Source organism: Bacillus sp. AR4-2 (assembly GCF_008274865.1).
Taxonomy (GTDB): Bacteria; Bacillota; Bacilli; order Bacillales; family Bacillaceae_G; genus Bacillus_A; species Bacillus_A cereus.
The window spans coordinates 223480-242500 of record NZ_CP031062.1 but is presented as its reverse complement, the minus strand read 5'-3'; the positions used below and the strand labels follow the sequence as shown (position 1 = coordinate 242500).

The following is a 19021-nucleotide window of genomic DNA, read 5'->3' as shown; positions in this document are numbered from 1 at the left end:
AAAATATTTTTACACTTTTCTCCCTTCTTATACATATATTAAATAGTACATATACCCATCCTCATGTAAGAAGCGTGGTTTCTAAAAACAAAACATGAATAGAAATCCACTCACCAACCTCTCATCAATAGCATTTTAGATTTTTGAGAGCAGGATTAAACAAGGAGGGATTCCTATGCCTACGTGGCTAAAAAAACAAATGCAACGTGCATATTTCGAAAAAAACCGGTATCAAATTAAGTTATTAAATGAATGCTGGTTTTATTATAGCAAAATACATCAAAGCTCATAATCCATTACACTTTTTATTCCATAAAAAAAGAGCAGTTTCATCTGCTCTCTTCTCTTACTATTCAATCGGCAACATAGATAGTGCAACGCGTCCTTTTTTTGTATCAATATCATCTACCCATACTTTTACAATTTGCCCTACTGATACAACATCTAACGGATGCTTTACAAACTGTTTGCTAAGTTTAGAAATATGTACTAAACCATCTTGCTTTACGCCAACATCAACAAAAGCACCAAAATCAACAACGTTACGAACTGTTCCTTCTAATTCCATACCACGTTTTAAATCTTCTAATTTCAAAATCCCTTTTTTCAGAAGTGGTTTAGGCAACTCATCCCTCATATCGCGTTCTGGACTAATAAGCGCATCTATAATATCAACTAACGTCGGCTCCCCAACTCCTGTTTCTTGAGATAACTTAGAAATCTCTACTTCTTCCAATCTCTTTTGTAATTGCGGTTGTCCTACGTCATCTATCGATAACCCTAGACTCTTCAATAATAATTCAACATTTTTATATTGCTCTGGATGAATACCTGTTCGATCTAATGGATTCGCTCCTTCTAGTATACGTAAGAAACCTATACATTGTTCATACGTCTTTGCACCTAAACGTGGGATTTTCTTTAATTCCGTGCGCTTCGTGAATTTCCCATCTTCTTCTCTCTTTGCCACAATATTTTTCGCAACAGTTTTCGATAAACCTGAAACATATTGTAACAATGCAACCGAAGCCGTATTTACATTAACCCCAACTTGGTTAACAGCTGTTTCTACTACAAATGTTAATGACTCATTCAGTCTCTTTTGAGATACATCATGTTGGTATTGTCCAACCCCAACTGATTTAGGATCAATTTTCACAAGTTCAGCAAGTGGATCTTGCAGACGTCTCCCAATAGAAACGGCACTTCTCTCTTCAACTTGTAAATTTGGGAATTCCTCACGGGCTAAATCAGAAGCTGAATATACACTAGCACCCGCTTCATTTACAATAATATAAAAGACATCTCGGTTCACACTTTGTAATACATCTACTATAAACTCTTCTGTTTCTCTAGATGCTGTCCCATTACCAATTGCAATCATTTCAACTTGATATTTATCTATAATAGAAAGAACTTTCGTTTTTGCATCATCATATTTACGAACAGGTGGATGCGGATAAATAACATCGATATGTAGTACTTTCCCCGTATCATCTACTACAGACAATTTACAACCAGTTCTATATGCCGGATCTACCGCTAGCACGACTTTCCCTTTCATCGGAGGTTGTAATAATAAGTTACGTAAGTTCTCAGAGAAAATATGTATTGCTTGTTCTTCAGCTGTTTCTGTTAATTCTTTACGAATCTCTCTTTCGATTGAAGATTGAATTAATCGTTTATAACCATCTTCAATCGCTAATTGTACATAATGTGCACTTTTCGAATCGTTATCACGAATTACTTTCTTATTTAAGAAAGTTACTATCTCATCTACTGGCGGAACAACAGCAACTCTCAATATATCTTCTTTCTCGCCACGATTCATTGCTAATACACGATGTGGTACTACTTTTTGCAATGGTTCTTCATAACTGTAATACATTTCATATATATTCTTTTCATCTTTTTCTTCATCTTTCACGGACGAAGACATAACACCTTTTCTAAAAGTAACATTTCGAATCCAACTACGATACGCAGCTTCATCTGAAACCATTTCTGCAATAATGTCTTGTGCACCTTGTAAAGCTTCTTCTGCAGATTGCACTTCTTTCTCTACATTAATAAATTCCACTGCCTTTTTAGCCGGATCTTCTTTCTTATATAACAATAACCATTCAGCTAATGGTTCTAATCCTTTTTCTTTAGCAATTGTCGCTTTCGTTCTTCTTTTCTCTTTATATGGACGATATAGATCTTCTACTTCTTGCAACTTTGTAGCTTTAACAATTTGCTGTCGTAGCTCTTCTGTCAGTTTCCCCTTCTCATCAATAAGACGAAGAACTTCTTCCTTCCTATCTTCAAGTTGCATCATATATTGCCATCTCTCTAAAATCGTACGAATTTGCACCTCATCTAAAGAGCCTGTCCATTCTTTTCGGTAACGAGCAATAAATGGAACTGTGTTACCTTCTTCTGTTAATTGAATAACATGACGAACTTGCTTTTCGGTAAAGCCTAATTCTTTCACTAACATTTTCATTAACGCTTGTCGATTACCTACCATTTCCATATACAACCGTAACCTCCTCTATAATAAAAAAAGTTGCCCTTCAAAGAGAGCAACTTAAACTGCCGATTTAAAAATCTATTAGTCCTAAACTAATTTGTAACGCTTCATCTACACGACTCATCATCACTTCATCCAAATGAGTGATTTTGTCCGTTAAGCGTTGCTTATCGATTGTTCGAATCTGCTCAAGTAAAATAACAGAATCTCTCTCAAAACCATACTTTTTCGCATCAATTTCCACATGAGTGGGTAATTTCGCTTTTTGAATCTGTGCAGTAATAGCCGCTACAATCACCGTTGGACTAAAACGATTTCCGATGTCATTTTGAATGACAAGAACCGGACGAACGCCTCCTTGCTCAGAACCAACAACTGGGGAAAGGTCTGCAAAATACACGTCGCCGCGTTTTACAATCAAAATATTACCCCCCGCTAACTAAGCGTTCTACTGTATGAGCTGCTTCATACTCTGCTAAGAAAGCTTCAGATGCAATACCAAGATTAATTTTTCCCATTTCAATGTACCCACGTCGCATTGATTCATGTTGGTAGCGTTTCTTCGTCTTATGTTGACGCAATAACAATTGTGTTGCCTGGCAAATTAGTTCATGGCGATTCTTATTCTCTTGTTTTCCAATTCCGTCCAATTCCGTTACCATTTGCTTTGGCAACCGAACCACGATTTCAGTAGTTACACTTGATTCGGACACAAAAATACACCTCCACCGTCAACTACACACCCAAATATATATATGACACCTATTGTAATAATACCATTGTATGGAGCCTGTTGCAAAGACTTCCTTATTCCTTGCTTATGTTTTCCAATTCACAAACAAAACATTCATCTTCTTAAATTTTTTATCTCATAACTCACTAAAAACAATAGAACTCCTCTTCAAAACTTACGTGCAACTTATATAAAAAATGATTATAAGTAAAAAACTTCTCATCAAAAAGAGCTTATTATCCAGCAATGAACAGTCACCCCAATGACAAGAAGCAATCATACTACCTTCTATATATTGTTCAAGTAATTAATTATCTCTACAACCTTACCATTCCGTATAAATATTCTTGGCACACGGAAACTGATCGTTGCAATAATTTCATAATTAATAGTCCCTGAGTATTCCGCAACCTCTGTAGCGCTAATATACTCATCTCCTTGCCTTCCAATAAGCGTAACTTTCGTACCAAGTGGCACTTCACAAGGAAGATGAATCATGAACTGATCCATTGTTACTCGCCCTACAATCGGTACCCTTTTACCATTTATAAGCACTTCAAATCCTTGTAACCTTCTAAGCCACCCATCTGCATAGCCAATCGCTACAGTCGCAATCCATTCTTCAGTTTTCGTTCGGTAGGTGACATTATAACTAATTCCATCACCTTTAATTACCTGTTTAATATGAGCGACTTTCGTATGAAGTGATAGCGCCGGTTCTAATTCAAATGGTAAAAAAGGACGTATTTCTACAGAAGGAGATAATCCATACATTGCAATCCCAATTCGCACTGCATTAAATGTAATCCCTTGAAAACGTAACGTCGCAGCACTATTAGCTGTATGAACAAACTTAGGATCCACTCCGAATTCTTCCAACCAACTTAACTGCTCTAAGAACGTGTTATATTGCTTATCAAAATACGAAGTCTCAACCTCATCTGCCGTTGCAAAATGCGTGTATACTCCTTCTAACTCTAAAAACGGTGCACCCTCTAAACTCTTTAAAAATTCTTTTAGCTCTTTTCTTTCACGTATTCCAATTCTCCCCATACCACTATCAAAGTTAATATGGAATTTCATTACAGATGAACCATCCCAAAGTTTAATTGCTTCGTCCACCCATTCTTTTTGAAAAACAGTTAGCGCTACATCATTTTCAGCAGCTACATTTACATCACGCGGCGGCGAGGGACCTAACACTAAAATCGGCTCAGTAATACCAGCCCTCCGAAGCACTAAAGCCTCATCTAAAAAAGCAACAGCTAACCTTGTTGCACCTGCTTCTAATGCCGTTTTAGCCACCGGTACATAATCGTGCCCATATGCGTTTGCTTTAACTACAGCAAAAATCTCTACATTACTTGGGATGAACTCTTTAATATGTGTAACGTTGTTATAAATGGCATCTAAATCCACTTCCACCCAAGTGTCACGGTAAAATGGTGCTTCTTCCATAAATACACTTCCTTATACACGATATGCGAAGCTTATTCTTTTATATGCTTCTTTTATGAAATCCACCTTCAAACTAAGAAAAGACGTGGTGCACATATATCACCACGTCTAAGAAGTTTACTTCACCTGCTTCGCTGTAACTGAACGAGCAACCATTAACAGCTCCTTCGGCTCTAAACCTTTAGACACGAGCATATATTCTACTCCGTTATGCGACCACGTTACAGAGTCTTTTGTTAATGCACCAATCGTAAACCCAAGATCAACTGGTTCTCCACTTACACTTACCGCTGATGATGCCTCTGCAACTTTTGCCTTTTCTTGTATTAAAGTAAAGGATTTCTTATTTCCAGTGTATGTGAGTATCGCACGCTTGCCACTGTCTGTCTTCAACTCTTTTTCATCTTGCAGAGTCATACCTTGTGGTGTATCAAGTGGATACAAAATAGCAAACGGTTTGTCTTCTTTCGCTGTTGTTTGAACATCTACCTGCGCTCTAGACATATTTTGTTTCGTATCAAATGCACCTTTATCAAATTTCGCATCGAATTTCACTTTAGAGAAATCTACTTTCACAAGAACATTTTGATCATTATCCATTAACTTCACTGAAACTGGAGTCAAGTCGCTCTTATTCAATGTAATCTCTTGTCTCGGCAACATATTTTGATGTTGATAGTTTGTTTTTGTTTTAAAAATATAATACTTATCCGTTTTCTCAAAAGTAAGGTTTTTCTTGTCCTGCAAAATATCTCTTACAAGTGATTCATATAAATAAGCCTGGCTACTATTTTGCGGCCAATCACTTTGAAAACGGAAGCTCTTATTAAGTGCTGGCGTTAATACAAATACACCTTCTTCATTTCTCAAAATAATTTGGCTCTGATCTTTTTTTGCATTTTTTAAATTCACACGATAAAAAGACGGTTCCTTATGCCAAATCTCTACGTTATACTCTTGAGGCTCATTGCCTGTTTTAATAGATAATTTTGCCTCAGCTTGATAACTTTTCATCCCTTTTACTTTTGATTCTAAATCTCTCACGACATCATCTTGCTTCTTTTCCATACAACCCGCCAACACAAAAACGGTCAATAAACCGACAAGAACTAAAAACAGACGCCTTTTCATCAATTCAGCCCCTTTGCCCCTATAAATGAATGGAAGATGTACCTTCCTTATCGCTACCTCAAATATATGAGACAAAGATATAAAATATGCAGACTAGCGTGACGAGCTTTCTAAAACAACTTGAGCAACAGCAAATTCCTTACTATGACTAATTGATAAATGAACAATATGCTCTGTACTTGTAATCAGAATTGGCTTACCTCTTTCATCATTTTTCACTTCAATATCTAAAAAACTCACTTCTTTTCCGATACCAGTACCTACAGCTTTTGAATACGCCTCTTTCGCTGCAAACCTTCCAGCTACAAACTCTGTAAGGCGACTTCCTTTCAGCTCCATAGCAACATTACGTTCATTTTCCGTTAAAATACGTTCCATAAATTTAAGCTTTCCATCTAGCATTTTTTCAATACGATTTAATTCAATAATATCGATACCAATCCCTATAATCATTTCAAAATCCCCTTCTTCTATTTAACTTTCTTCTTTCATATTGATAAGAATAACAGAGAATCTTTCTGATGCAAAAGGAGTGATAGTAACCGTATGCTAATAAGATCCACTCATATTTCTTTACAACCGACTATTCTTACCTTACTGCTTATTCATTTAGTCATGATGATATTAGGCGACTTTTTTCTCTTACCACTGGCAGCCTCTAATGAATATATCGCGAAAGGAGAATGGTGGCGTGTCATAACTTCTCTTCTCGTACACGTAGACTTACAACATTTTCTTTCTAATAGTATTTTTTTGTTTGCTCTTGGTTCTTCTATCGAAAAGCAACTCGGACACTTTTCTTTTTTTATTCTATTTTTTCTCTCTGGAATTTCTGGAAATATTTCTTCTTATATTATTATGCCGCTTGAATATATTCACGCAGGTGCATCAGGTGGTATTTTCGGACTATTAGGTGCACAGTTATTTTTATTGTACAATCGATACCGCTCTTCAAAACCAAAAGAAATTGCCATTTTCTCAATTATGATACTTCTATTACTGCTATTTACTTTCTTTAACCCTTCTGCCAATCCGATCAGTCATTTAACAGGTTTAATAACCGGTGGCATTTTAACCCCTTTTTTAACAAAAAAAAACGATGGTGCAAAGCTTATTTAATATAAAAGCTTGCACCATCGATAATTTCTACATCTACTTGTTCACTTAAATCTCTCATTAATTGAAATAAAGACTCATCCTTCATCTTCGCCTCAATCATACAATCAATTTGCGGAACACTTCCCTTTATCCTTCTTAAAAAAGATAAAAATGCGTCTACATTAATATAATCTGCATGAGCTCTTGGATCTTTTCCCTCTCTAGGGCTAGAGATATGCATTTTAATCGGCAACAAAGACGTTTCCCACGTATGAACAACACGTGCCCAATCTTCATACCAATCTTCTTGCTCATTATTCATCATATGGTGATGCAAGTCAAATACGACGGGAATATCTAATTTTTCTCCTAAATATAATGTTTCCTCTAACGTAAAGGTTGTATCATCATTTTCTAATATAATCATTTCTTGAATACCCCTTGGGACATTCGACCAATTCTCTATAAAGCGCTCTAATGCAAGTTCTTTATCTTTATATCCTCCTCCAACATGCAGTACACATCGTTGCTTATGTTCAATCCCCATGCCTTTTAATAATTTTTTGTGCATCTGCAATGTTTTTACAGATTGTTTAAAAACACTCTCCTCAGGTGAATTTAGTACAACAAAATGATCTGGATGGAAATCAATTCTCATATTCATATGAACTGCATATTCACCTAGTTTTTTTAAATTTTCTTTTAACGGACGAATATAGTTCCACTCTAGCAATTCCTCATGATTCGCTAAAGGAATGAGCTTTGAACTGAGCCGAAAGAAAGATATGTCATGTCCTTTATTATGCTTTAATAAACGTAAACAATTTTCTAAATTGGAATTAGCAATTCTTTCAAGCTTACGAATTGCAGCATCACGATCATCTAATTTCTGAAACTGTGCATACGTCATCGTTTGAGATGGAGATGCATTCTTCAAATGTACACTCATCGCAACGTAACCAAGCCTTACAAGCATATAACAGCCCCTTTTCTATCATAACTATTATGTAGTATGCACAATTATAGAAATAAAAAAAGAGAATGCCCGCAAAGGGCATTCTCTTTTTTATTAAGCTTGTGGACGGCTATGATGTTTTCTTTCGCCGCGTCCATTTGAAGAACCAGGGCGACCTTGGCCTTCACCTCTACGACCACGACTACCACCATCACGATTACGATCGCGGTTACCATCACGATTGCGATCACGGTTTCCGTCACGATTACGTCCATCACGGTTACGGTCACGATTACGTCCATCGCCACCGCCGCGTGCATCACGACTACGATTACGGTTACCATCACGGTATCCGCCTCCGTTACCGCCGCGTTTTTTAGAACCGCCGCCTCTTGAAACAACAGGTGGTTCTGATGTTAAAGCGATCGGAGTTGTATCCGGCTCTTTAGTCATCATTTTTAAAGCAGCAGCTACTACTGTTACAGAGTCATTTTCTTCTAACATTTCTTCTGCAATACGCTTGTAGTATGCTAAGTTTTCATTTTCAATTGTGCTTTGAAGCTTTTCAGCGATTAAACGTTGTTGACCTTCTAATGCCTCGTCAAGTGTCGGTGCATCCATACGGTCCATTTTACGTTTTGTTGTACGCTCGATATTTTTTAATTGTCCTGATTCACGTGGTGTTACAAATAGCATTGCAATACCTTTTTTACCTGCACGACCAGTACGACCGATACGGTGAACGTATGATTCTGGATCTTGTGGAATATCGAAGTTATATACGTGCGTTACGCCTGAAATATCAAGACCACGTGCAGCAACGTCTGTTGCAACAAGAACTTCAATAGAACCTTCTTTAAATTTACGTAATACAGACATACGTTTCGCCTGAGTTAAATCACCGTGAATACCTTCTGCAGCATAACCACGTAAGTTTAATGCTTCTGATAATTCATCAACACGACGCTTTGTACGACCGAATACGATTGCAAGCTCTGGAGATTGAATATCTAATAAGCGTGTTAACACGTCAAACTTTTTCTTTTCTTGCACTTCTAAATAGAACTGCTGAATGTTTGGCATTGTTACTTCTTTTGCTTTTACTTTAATGTGTTGAGGCTCAGTCATGAAACGCTCAGCAATACGGCGGATTGGATCCGGCATTGTCGCTGAGAATAGTAATGTTTGATGTGTTTCTGGCACATCTGTTAAAATTGCTTCAATGTCTTCAATGAAGCCCATGTTTAACATTTCATCCGCTTCGTCAAGAACAACTGTCTCTACGTTTTGCAGACGAAGTGTTTTACGGTTAATATGATCTAAAATACGACCCGGCGTACCAACAATAATGTGTGGGTGTTTTTTTAGAGCACGAATTTGGCGGTTAATATCTTGACCACCATAAATTGGTAAAATACGAACGCGTTTATGCTTACCAATTTTGTATAATTCTTCTCCAACTTGAATTGCTAATTCACGCGTTGGCGCGATAACAATACCTTGAACCGATTCTTTATGTGTATCCACTTTATCTAATAGTGGTAATCCGAATGCTGCTGTTTTCCCTGTACCTGTTTGCGCTTGCCCAATAATATCTTTACCTTGCAATGCATGTGGAATTGTTTCAGCTTGAATTGGTGTAGCCTCTTCAAAGCCCATACTTTCAACAGATTGCAGTAAAGAATCACTTAATCCTAATTCTCGAAATGTTGTCAATGTTACTTCTCCTTTTCTATCCTATACTTATCATTTAAAAAAAGGCGTTTTCCGAATTTGCGGAAAAGCCCTTTTCCTGAATGCTCACGTATATAAACGGGCGTATATTCTTCACGAAAATACTTCTAAACGTTATTACACTTTATCAATTATAAGTTTTGTATGTGTAAAAAGCAAACCCAACTGTTACCTTATTTTCATATTCAGAGTTTTTTTCTTCACTTTTATTTTTTTATATTTACTGTAAGCGCTTATTATAAGTTTCTTCTATTTTCGTAACTATCATCCCTATTTATATACACCAATTATTTCAACATCGTAATTACTTCTTCTAATTTCATACCGCGAGATGCTTTTATTAATACAACATCTTTCACATCGACTACTGCTTGTAAATCTTTTACTAACTCTTCTTTATTATCATACGCCTTTACACGTTCATTAGGGAAATTAATTTTCGCTCCTTCAGCAATTTGAGCCCCTAATCTACCGTATGTGAATACATGTGAGATTTTTGCTGGATCAATTAATTTTCCTACCTCATAATGGAACTGTACTTCTTGATCTCCAAGTTCTAACATATCACCGAGCACAACGATTTTTTTAGCAAAACCATCTAAACCATTCATTAAATGGAATGCTGCTTCCATAGCCGTCGGGCTTGCATTATAAGCATCGTTGATAATTGTTAAACCACTATTTGTTTTCACAATTTCCATACGCATGCCCGTCATTTGAAGTGTTACTAAACCTTCTTTCATCTCTTCCCACGTTACACCAAAATGTTTCGCAATTGCCATTGAAGCAAGTGTATTATACACATTATGTTTTCCTAACACCGGTAAGTAGAATGAAATATTTTCATCTCTATTCATTTTGAAATGTGTCCCAGTTGCTTGTAATGTTACAGTCGTTGGATAATAATCGTTTGCTCTTGCATCACCAAACGTAACCGTTTCTGCTGCTAAATTCATTCCAGGAACACGATTCGTTAATAAAGGCTCATCTCCGTTATATACGAACACGCCACCTTCTTGTAATCCTGTAACAATTTCTAATTTCGCTTCAGCAATTGCCTCACGAGATCCTAAATCCATTAAATGTGCCTCACCAATATTTGTAATGATAGCTGCATTAGGACGAGCTAACTTAGATAAGAATTCAATTTCGCCTCGGCTTGACATACCCATCTCTAATACTGCTACTTCTGTATTTTCTTCTAAGTTTAAAATGGTAAGAGGTAATCCGATATGGTTATTGAAGTTCCCTTCTGTTTTTTGCACTTTGAATTTAGTCGCAAGAAGACTTGTTACAATATCTTTCGTAGATGTTTTACCGTTACTACCCGTTACACCTACAACTTTAACATCCAATTGATCGCGATAGTTTTTCGCTAACATTTGCAATGCCGATAGCGTGTCTTCTACAAAAATAACCGGAAGATTCTCAGGTGGATTCGCTACATCTTTCATCCATAATGTAGCCACAGCTCCATTTTCAACAGCTTTATCTACAAAAGCATGCCCATCGAAGCGCTCCCCTTGAATCGGAACATACAAGTTTCCTTTTTCAATTTTTCTCGTATCAATAGACACGCCTTGAATAGTAATTCCCTCATATTGCTCTGCTAATTCAGTACCATTTACCATCTGTTCCACTTGCTTTAACATTCGCTTTATCATATATAAACGCTCCTTACATAGAGGAAGCACTATTCCTATGAATAGTGCTTCCTCCTTTTTTGTTAGATTGTATATTTAATTTTTTGTTTTTCTTCGTGACGTTCAATCGCTAAACGAATTAGCTCTTCGATTAATTCTGGATACGGTAACCCAGTATGTTGCCATAATAGAGGGAACATACTGAACGGTGTAAATCCTGGCATTGTGTTTACTTCGTTAATATACACTTCTCCATCTTTCGTTAAGAAGAAATCAGCTCGCGTTAAACCTGCACCGTCTAATGATTGGAATGCAATAATCGCATCACGCTTAATTACATTAGATTCTTCTTCTGTCATTTCAGCTGGAATAATTAGCGCCGTATCACCATCGATATATTTCGACTTATAATCATAGAAGTCCTTTTTCGGAACGATTTCACCTACAACTGAACATTTCGGCTCATCATTACCTAGTACCCCAACTTCTACTTCACGACCTACAATATTTTCTTCTACAATAATTTTGCGATCAAATTGGAATGCCTCTACAAATGCATCCTCAAGTTCTTCACGATTTTTACACTTATTAATACCAACACTTGAACCAAGGTTCGCTGGTTTTACGAAGCAAGGATATCCTAACTTATCTTCTACTTTAGAATAAGCTTCCTCACGATTTTTTTCCCATGCACTACGAATGAAGGATGCATATTTTGCTTGTTTTAAACCAGCCTCTGCAAAGATGTTTTTCATAACAACTTTATCCATACCAGCAGATGATGCTAGAACACCATTTCCTACATAAGGGATATTCATTAATTCTAATAGTCCTTGAACCGTTCCATCTTCACCGTTTGGTCCATGTAGTAATGGGAAAATAACGTCAATAGCGTTCTCCTCAGAAGCTGCAGATGGGATAATTTCTGTACTTAATGATAACGGAGAAATCGCATTTTCTGCACCGCTCATTTTTAAAGCTTCAACATCTGTTACTTCGCCTTCAATACGCTCACCACGTACCCATTGACCTTGTTCTGTAATATAAATTGGATGAATCTCGAATTTATCTTGATTTAACGCTTTAATAGCAGCAAGAGCCGTCTGTAGCGAAACTTGATGCTCAGCTGATTTTCCACCATATAATAAACCTAATTTAATTTTCGTCAATGAAATCACCCTAACCAATTGTTTTCATTTTTCTATTTTAGCACTTTTTATAAAAATAGGTAGTTCCTATTTGAAATAAAATGTAACTTCCATAAATAATTAAATAACATCACTTATTGGTTTTTCATTTCATTTTCTATATAGCTACACAAAATAAAATGGCAATCTAATCTAGTTATGTACCTAAAATATGTAGAAATCCCCTTTTTTGTGTATGTCATCTATTCACTAAGAAGATTGTTTGGTTAGTGTGTCTTTTTGCCTTTGCTCAACAAGGCGATCTAAAGAAACATATACAATACCTGCAACTACACATCCTACAGCTAAAATTGTAAATAGAAAGTGACCAAGTAATCGATCTAATAAAAAACCTCCCAAAAGTGGGCCAAATGCACTTCCTGTAATCCACTGCAAACTTGCAGCTCCCATATAAGTCCCTCTCAAATGCTCAGGGGCCAAATTTGCTACAAATGTCATCTGTACAGGCGACATAATCATCTCACCTAACGTATATATAACATAAACGAACAGTAGTGTTATTAAAATAATTGTAGCATTTGTATTAAATTCTCCAAACCACTTCGGTAACCACCCTATAAAAAATAATCCAATCCCGAATAAACATGCACCATATAACATCGTCTTCCCGACTGGTTTATCCGTAGCCCATTTTGAAATTTGAAATTGGAATAAAACAACTAATAGTCCGTTTAACGCCATTAAATATGGATATGGATTATTCGTTCCAAAAATACGCTTCATTTCATTATCAAAATGTAGTGGCAACATGCCTTCCGTTTGAGAAAAACCCATCGAAATGATAATACCTGCTAATAAATAAATCATTAATGCCTTATCTCGCATTACAATTTTCCAAACTGCTCCAGATTCCTTTTCTTTATTTTCTTCCTTATCTGTCCTCTTTGGCATCGTCTCTTGAATAAGAAGTAATACAAGTAACGCATAAAATAGCATTGTAGAAGAGGCAATAATAAACACAAGGTTCTTTGACAACACAACTACTGATGCTCCCATTATCGGACCAATCGCAGCACCTATATTGTGTCCCATTCGTAATAAACCATATGCCTCTGTTCTTTTTTCTGGTGCCGTTACATCTGCGACCATAGCTGATGCAGCTGGATGAAATAAAGAATTACTCAATCCTAAAAAAATAGATAAAATTGCATATGGAATAAATCCTTCTATAAATAGAAAACCGAGCATTAATAATGCATTACTTGCCATAGAAAATATCATAATAGGCTTTCTTCCATATATGTCAGCAATTCTCCCTCCTATAAGTGATCCAAAGCTTGCAGCAATTGGAGAAAGCGCCATAATAACCCCAACTTCCAACAACGAATCTACCTTATCTTTTAAATATAATGCAAAAAAAGGCATTAACATCATCATTGCAATTCCATTTAACGTCTCTCCAATAAATCGAATCCATACGTTACGGTCCATCTCCCTTAACTCACGCCACGTATTTTTCATCATTTCACCCCTTTAGTTAGCCAACAATTATCTTATAATAAGTTCAGAAAAATGTAAATTTTCAAATAAAAAATCCATTCTAACAGAATTAGAATGGATTTTTTCACTTATAAATTTGCAACATCTTCTTCTTTTTTACTATTATTTAAAGCACTATGTTTTCGGCTATATAAGAAGTAAACCGCTATACCAATAACCATCCATATCCCAAAACTAATCCATGCTGTCCCCGATAATTGAAGCATTAAGTATAAACAGAAGATCACTGTTAATGCTGGTAAAAATGGTACAAGCGGAGCCTTAAATGCCCTTGGTAAGTCTGGATGTGTTCTTCTCATTACGATTACCGCAACAGCTACGAGTGCAAATGCTGACAATGTCCCCATATTTACAAGATGTGCTAAAACATTTAAATCTATTAATCCTGAAATCAGTGCCGCAATAATTCCCGTTGTCCATGTATTTAAAAATGGCGTTTTAAATTTCGGATGAACTTTAGCAAGACGTTTCGGCAGTAAACCATCTCGGCTCATCGCATAAGAAACACGAACTTGCCCATACATCATAACTAGCATTACTGTTGTAATTCCTGTAATTGCTCCTACCGAAATTACCCCCGCTAAACCATCTTGTCCAATAAATTGAAGTGCAAAAGCAACTGGATCTGATATATTTAGCTGTCCGTATGGAACAATTCCTGTCAAAATAAGCGAAACAACGATATAAAGAACTGTACAAATTAATAACGATGCAATAATACCAATTGGTAAATCACGTTGCGGACGTTTCACTTCTTCTGCCGCTGTTGAAACTGCATCAAATCCTATAAATGCGAAGAATACTGTAGCCGCTCCAGCCATTACACCATCTAAACCAAATGGCATAAAAGGCGTCCAGTTTTCAGGTTTCACATAATTAAAACCAGCAAAGATAAAAATAAGAACAACTGCTATTTTAATAAATACCATAATGTTATTTACTCGTGCACTTTCACGAACACCCCTAGATAAAAGAACTGTCATCACTAAAATAATTAGAACTGCAGGTAGATCAATTATTCCACCCTTACCTGTACCAGGAGCCGAGGAGAGAATAGTCGGAATATGAATTCCAAACCCCTTTAATAAAGATTGAAAATATGCAGACCAACCGTTCGCTACAGCAGATGTAGCAAGTAAATATTCCAGCATTAAGTCCCAGCCAATTAAAAATGCGAATACTTCCCCCATCGTCGCGTATGTATACGTATACACACTGCCCGAGACAGGAACTGAAGAAGCAAATTCAGCATAACAAAATGCAGCAAAGGCACAAGCTAGAGCGGCAATCGCAAATGATAATATAATAGCTGGCCCAGAATGTTTCGCTGCCACAACACCCGTTAGAACAAAAATACCAGTTCCAACAATTGCTCCGATTCCAAGCATAGTTAAATCTAGCGCGCCCAATGTTCTTGCTAACGTTTTTTGCTTACTTTCTTGCATTAACTTTGCAATTGGCTTCTTTTGAAAAATTTGCTTCATCTTTCACTCCTCCAAGTTTTAAATTTTCTGAAAATTTTTAATTCGCTTTTTTATTTTACTCATTACGCTTTTCCTAGTCAATACTTTTGTCGAAACAAGTAGAAATTCTTCTGAATATGCACGCCCCTTATTATTCTTTCTATATATCTTTCCATTATTTTTTTGGTATTATTATACATGTCGATTCCGTGAAAAAGGCATGCCCCCTTATTGAGAGCATGCCTTTTTTACTTATTTCACAGTATATGAACCTTGTTCAATCCAGCTATACATATACTTTTCATCTTCTGTTTCATGTGCTTGTTTTACAATACGAAGCGGACGGAATGTGTCTATCATAACAGCTAATTCAAGCGTCTCTTTCTTCCCTATACTTGCCTCTGTTTTCCCCGGATGCGGCCCATGGGGAATCCCGCTCGGATGAAGTGTAATAGAACCTTCTTCCACACCTTTGCGACTCATAAAGTTTCCTTCTACATAGTAAAGAACTTCATCACTATTAACATTACTATGATAATATGGTGCCGGAATTGACTCTGGATGATAATCGTATAAACGTGGTACGAAAGAACAAATAACAAAATTATGTCCTTCAAATGTTTGATGTACTGGCGGTGGCTGATGAATGCGCCCTGTAATTGGTTCAAAATCCTCTACATTAAATACCCACGGATATAAATAGCCATCCCATCCCACAACATCTAACGGGTGGTGTCCTAAAACATGTTTATGCATATAGCCTCTTGATTTTGTCATTACGACAAACTCGCCTTTTTCATCATATGTCTCTAATTTTTCTGGACCACGAAGATCTCTTTCACAAAACGGACTATGCTCTAACAATTGTCCGTATTCATTTCGATAACGACGCGGCGTTGTAATTTGGCTATTCGCCTCTACAACAAGAAACTTAGTCTCTCCTTCATCTGGAATAACACGATAAATCGTTCCAATTGGAATCGTTACATAGTCGCCTTTTCTATAGTGAATCGTTCCAAACATCGTTTCAATTTTCCCTGTTCCATAATGAACAAATAACATTTCGTCGCCATCACCATTACGATAGAAATAATCCATTTTTTCTGTTGGACTCACTACTCCAATTAATAAATCTTCATTTCCAAGTATGAAATTCCGTCCACTTATTGCATCACCACTTTTTTTACTTTCTTTCGTTCGAAAGTGGCGATGAGAAAGAGCAACATCCTCTTCATACTGCAACTGACAAGAATGCGATAATGCAGAATGACCTACTTCTGTCGGCATATAATGATGATACAAAATAGACTGCGTACCAGAAAAACCTTTTGTTCCCATTACCTGTTCACGATAAAGCGATCCATCTTTTTTACGAAATTGTACATGTCGTTTATGAGGTAGTTCTCCCATGTGACGATAAAACATGCCCATCACCCGCTTCCTTTTCTTTTTTGATTGTATTACGTAGTGTACCTAAACCAGTAATCGACAGTTCTACAACATCTCCATCTTGTAGCCACTCTTCTGTACCCAGTTCTAAAATACATCCTGTTCCTACTGTCCCAGAACCAATCACATCTCCTGGATATAACGTAACGTCCTCTGAAGCACGTTCAATCATTTCAGCAAATGTATAGTAAATATCTTGGAAGTTTCCTTTTGATAATAGTTTTCCATTTACATGAGCAGTCATTTCTAAATTATATCGATCACCATTACGATAAACGTCTAATTCCTCTTTCGTAACAAGATGTGCTCCTAAAGAAGTTGCAAAGTCTTTTCCTTTCGCTGGACCGAGACCTACTTTCATTTCTGTTGCTTGTAAGTCTCTCGCACTCCAGTCGTTCATAATACAATAACCAAAAATATATTCCTCTGCTTGCTCACGAGAAATATTTCGCCCTTCTCTTCCTATTACGCAAGCAATCTCCAACTCATAATCAAGCTTTTTAGACTTTTTCGGACCAATTACAAAATCACTGGAACCAATTACAGCACGATGATTAGTAAAATAAAAAACCGGAATATCATACCATTCAGGCACAACATCTAATCCTCTTCGTCCGCGAGCTGTTTTTACATGTTGTTCAAATGCGTAAAAATCTCGAATACTACTCGGATTAGGAAGAGCAGCTGTCAATTGTACTTCTTCTAAAGCATATATACCCTTATTTGGATTCTTAATATTCCGCACTACTTCTACATACTCATCCGCTTTCTCTAAAAAAGCAATCATAGAAGAAGGGATTTTCCCTTCACTAGCAAGATTCATATCTATTACTTTGTCACCTTCAAGCCATCCAGCCCGTAGTTCTTTTGAAGGAAGACGAAATGTAACAAATTTCATCCTGATTCCTCCTTATAAAAATGAAATTTCCACCAGCAAAGGGACTTTTGCTGGTGGATACAAATCTTATAAGTTTCCGCGACGCTCTTGTTCTCTTTCAATTGATTCGAATAACGCTTTAAAGTTTCCTTCACCAAATCCACGAGAACCTTTACGTTGAATGATTTCAATAAATAAAGTCGGGCGATCTACAATTGGTTTCGTAAAGATTTGTAGTAAGTAACCTTCATCATCACGATCTACTAAAATCTTTAATTCTTTTAACTTATCAATTTCTTCATCGATTTTTCCAACTCGTGCAGTTAACTCATCATAATAAGTATCAGGTGTATCTAAAAACTCCACACCATTTGCACGAAGCGCTTCAACTGTTTTAACAATATCACTTGTTAATAAAGCAAGATGTTGTACACCAGCTCCATTATAGAATTCTAGATACTCTTGAATTTGTGACTTTCTCTTTCCATCTGCTGGTTCGTTAATAGGAAACTTAATACGACTTCCATTCGTCATAACTTTCGACATTAACGCCGAATACTCTGTACTAATATCGTCATCATCAAAATGAATCATTTGTTTAAAGCCCATAACATTCTCGTAATAACTAACCCACTCTTCCATTTTTTCAACATTACCAACTACATGATCAACAGCAATTAAACCAGACTCTTCAAATGGAATATTAAATTCTACCTTTTGGAATCCTGGCATAAATGCCCCTTTATAATTTTTACGCTCTACAAGCGTATGAATTGTATCACCATACGTACCAATAACTGCTTTTTTCAATGTACCGTCCTCATCTGTTAATTCCTGCGGTGGAGCAATTGCGACGGCACCACGTTTCACTGCTTCTGAGTATGCTTTATCAACATCATCAACAAGTAGTGCCACATCCTTCACGCCATCACCATGAGTCTTTACAAACTCTGCAATACGATTTTCACTACTTAAAGCTCCAGACACAACGAAACGCATATTTTTTTGCACAAGAACATAAGAGACCTTTTCACGGTTTCCAGTTTCTAATCCAGAGTAAGCCACAATTTTGAATCCGAACGCTCTCGCAAGATAATAACTCGATTGCTTTGCATTCCCTACGTAAAATTCCAAATGATCTACATCACGTACTGGAAAAAAGTCCTCCATTTGTGCAGCTAGCGTATCCATAGATTTTTGTTTCATAATATCTTCATCCCCCTGTAAATAGATTAAATGGTCCATACTTAAAACCAA

General features: G+C 36.6%; 17 protein-coding genes. 2 read left to right on the top strand and 15 right to left on the bottom strand.

What is annotated here, in order from left to right; all coding sequences use genetic code 11:
• Positions 1-175: 175 nt before the first annotated feature.
• Entirely contained in the window at positions 176-292 is a 117-nt protein-coding gene (gene cmpA / locus DN399_RS01380; protein WP_001143642.1) for a cortex morphogenetic protein CmpA, read from the top strand.
• A 57-nt stretch (positions 293-349) separates the two neighbouring features.
• Here the strand turns inward: cmpA and DN399_RS01375 are convergent, their stop codons facing one another.
• The 6 genes from DN399_RS01375 to acpS form a co-directional block, all read right to left on the bottom strand.
• Positions 350-2518, bottom strand: a complete 2169-nt coding sequence (locus DN399_RS01375) for a Tex family protein (RefSeq protein WP_016124211.1) — start codon at positions 2516-2518, stop codon at positions 350-352.
• 67 nt (positions 2519-2585) lie between these two features.
• Complete coding sequence (gene ndoA, locus DN399_RS01370; protein WP_000635965.1) at positions 2586-2936, bottom strand: type II toxin-antitoxin system endoribonuclease NdoA; 351 nt, start codon at positions 2934-2936, stop codon at positions 2586-2588.
• Positions 2937-2940: 4 nt separating this feature from the next.
• Positions 2941-3228 (bottom strand): antitoxin EndoAI, encoded by a 288-nt coding sequence (locus DN399_RS01365; RefSeq protein ID WP_000004570.1) that lies wholly within the window; start codon positions 3226-3228, stop codon positions 2941-2943.
• Positions 3229-3536: 308 nt separating this feature from the next.
• Positions 3537-4706 (bottom strand): alanine racemase, encoded by a 1170-nt coding sequence (gene alr / locus DN399_RS01360; RefSeq protein ID WP_016124210.1) that lies wholly within the window; start codon positions 4704-4706, stop codon positions 3537-3539.
• A gap of 117 nt (positions 4707-4823) precedes the next feature.
• The gene (locus DN399_RS01355) at positions 4824-5774 is read right to left on the bottom strand and encodes a LolA family protein (RefSeq protein WP_002004297.1); all 951 of its coding nucleotides are present in this window, start codon (positions 5772-5774) and stop codon (positions 4824-4826) included.
• Positions 5775-5930: 156 nt separating this feature from the next.
• Complete coding sequence (gene acpS, locus DN399_RS01350) at positions 5931-6290, bottom strand: holo-ACP synthase (protein WP_000583415.1); 360 nt, start codon at positions 6288-6290, stop codon at positions 5931-5933.
• A gap of 93 nt (positions 6291-6383) precedes the next feature.
• On the opposite strand from acpS, the gene DN399_RS01345 reads away from it, so the two are divergent.
• Entirely contained in the window at positions 6384-6956 is a 573-nt protein-coding gene (locus tag DN399_RS01345) for a rhomboid family intramembrane serine protease (RefSeq protein ID WP_000908523.1), read from the top strand.
• Here DN399_RS01345 and uvsE read toward each other — a convergent pair.
• The 9 genes from uvsE to hppD form a co-directional block, all read right to left on the bottom strand.
• Entirely contained in the window at positions 6949-7911 is a 963-nt protein-coding gene (gene uvsE / locus DN399_RS01340) for a UV DNA damage repair endonuclease UvsE (RefSeq protein WP_000961166.1), read from the bottom strand. The genes DN399_RS01345 and uvsE overlap by 8 nt on opposite strands.
• A gap of 93 nt (positions 7912-8004) precedes the next feature.
• Positions 8005-9606 (bottom strand): degradosome RNA helicase CshA, encoded by a 1602-nt coding sequence (gene cshA / locus DN399_RS01335; protein WP_000206585.1) that lies wholly within the window; start codon positions 9604-9606, stop codon positions 8005-8007.
• Positions 9607-9911: 305 nt separating this feature from the next.
• Positions 9912-11288, bottom strand: a complete 1377-nt coding sequence (gene murF, locus DN399_RS01330; protein WP_000595957.1) for a UDP-N-acetylmuramoyl-tripeptide--D-alanyl-D-alanine ligase — start codon at positions 11286-11288, stop codon at positions 9912-9914.
• A 62-nt stretch (positions 11289-11350) separates the two neighbouring features.
• Positions 11351-12436, bottom strand: a complete 1086-nt coding sequence (locus DN399_RS01325; protein WP_000161427.1) for a D-alanine--D-alanine ligase — start codon at positions 12434-12436, stop codon at positions 11351-11353.
• 228 nt (positions 12437-12664) lie between these two features.
• Complete coding sequence (locus tag DN399_RS01320) at positions 12665-13936, bottom strand: MDR family MFS transporter (protein WP_088859345.1); 1272 nt, start codon at positions 13934-13936, stop codon at positions 12665-12667.
• Between the two features lie 107 nt (positions 13937-14043).
• Positions 14044-15459 (bottom strand): branched-chain amino acid transporter BcaP, encoded by a 1416-nt coding sequence (bcaP, locus tag DN399_RS01315; RefSeq protein ID WP_000809361.1) that lies wholly within the window; start codon positions 15457-15459, stop codon positions 14044-14046.
• Positions 15460-15690: 231 nt separating this feature from the next.
• Entirely contained in the window at positions 15691-16863 is a 1173-nt protein-coding gene (locus tag DN399_RS01310) for a homogentisate 1,2-dioxygenase (RefSeq protein ID WP_013141710.1), read from the bottom strand.
• Positions 16829-17785: a fumarylacetoacetate hydrolase family protein gene (locus DN399_RS01305; RefSeq protein ID WP_000674004.1), complete on the bottom strand. Its 957-nt coding sequence runs from the start codon at positions 17783-17785 to the stop codon at positions 16829-16831. The genes DN399_RS01310 and DN399_RS01305 overlap by 35 nt, the downstream gene beginning before the upstream one ends.
• A gap of 66 nt (positions 17786-17851) precedes the next feature.
• Complete coding sequence (hppD, locus tag DN399_RS01300; RefSeq protein ID WP_000810922.1) at positions 17852-18970, bottom strand: 4-hydroxyphenylpyruvate dioxygenase; 1119 nt, start codon at positions 18968-18970, stop codon at positions 17852-17854.
• Positions 18971-19021 lie beyond the last annotated feature (51 nt).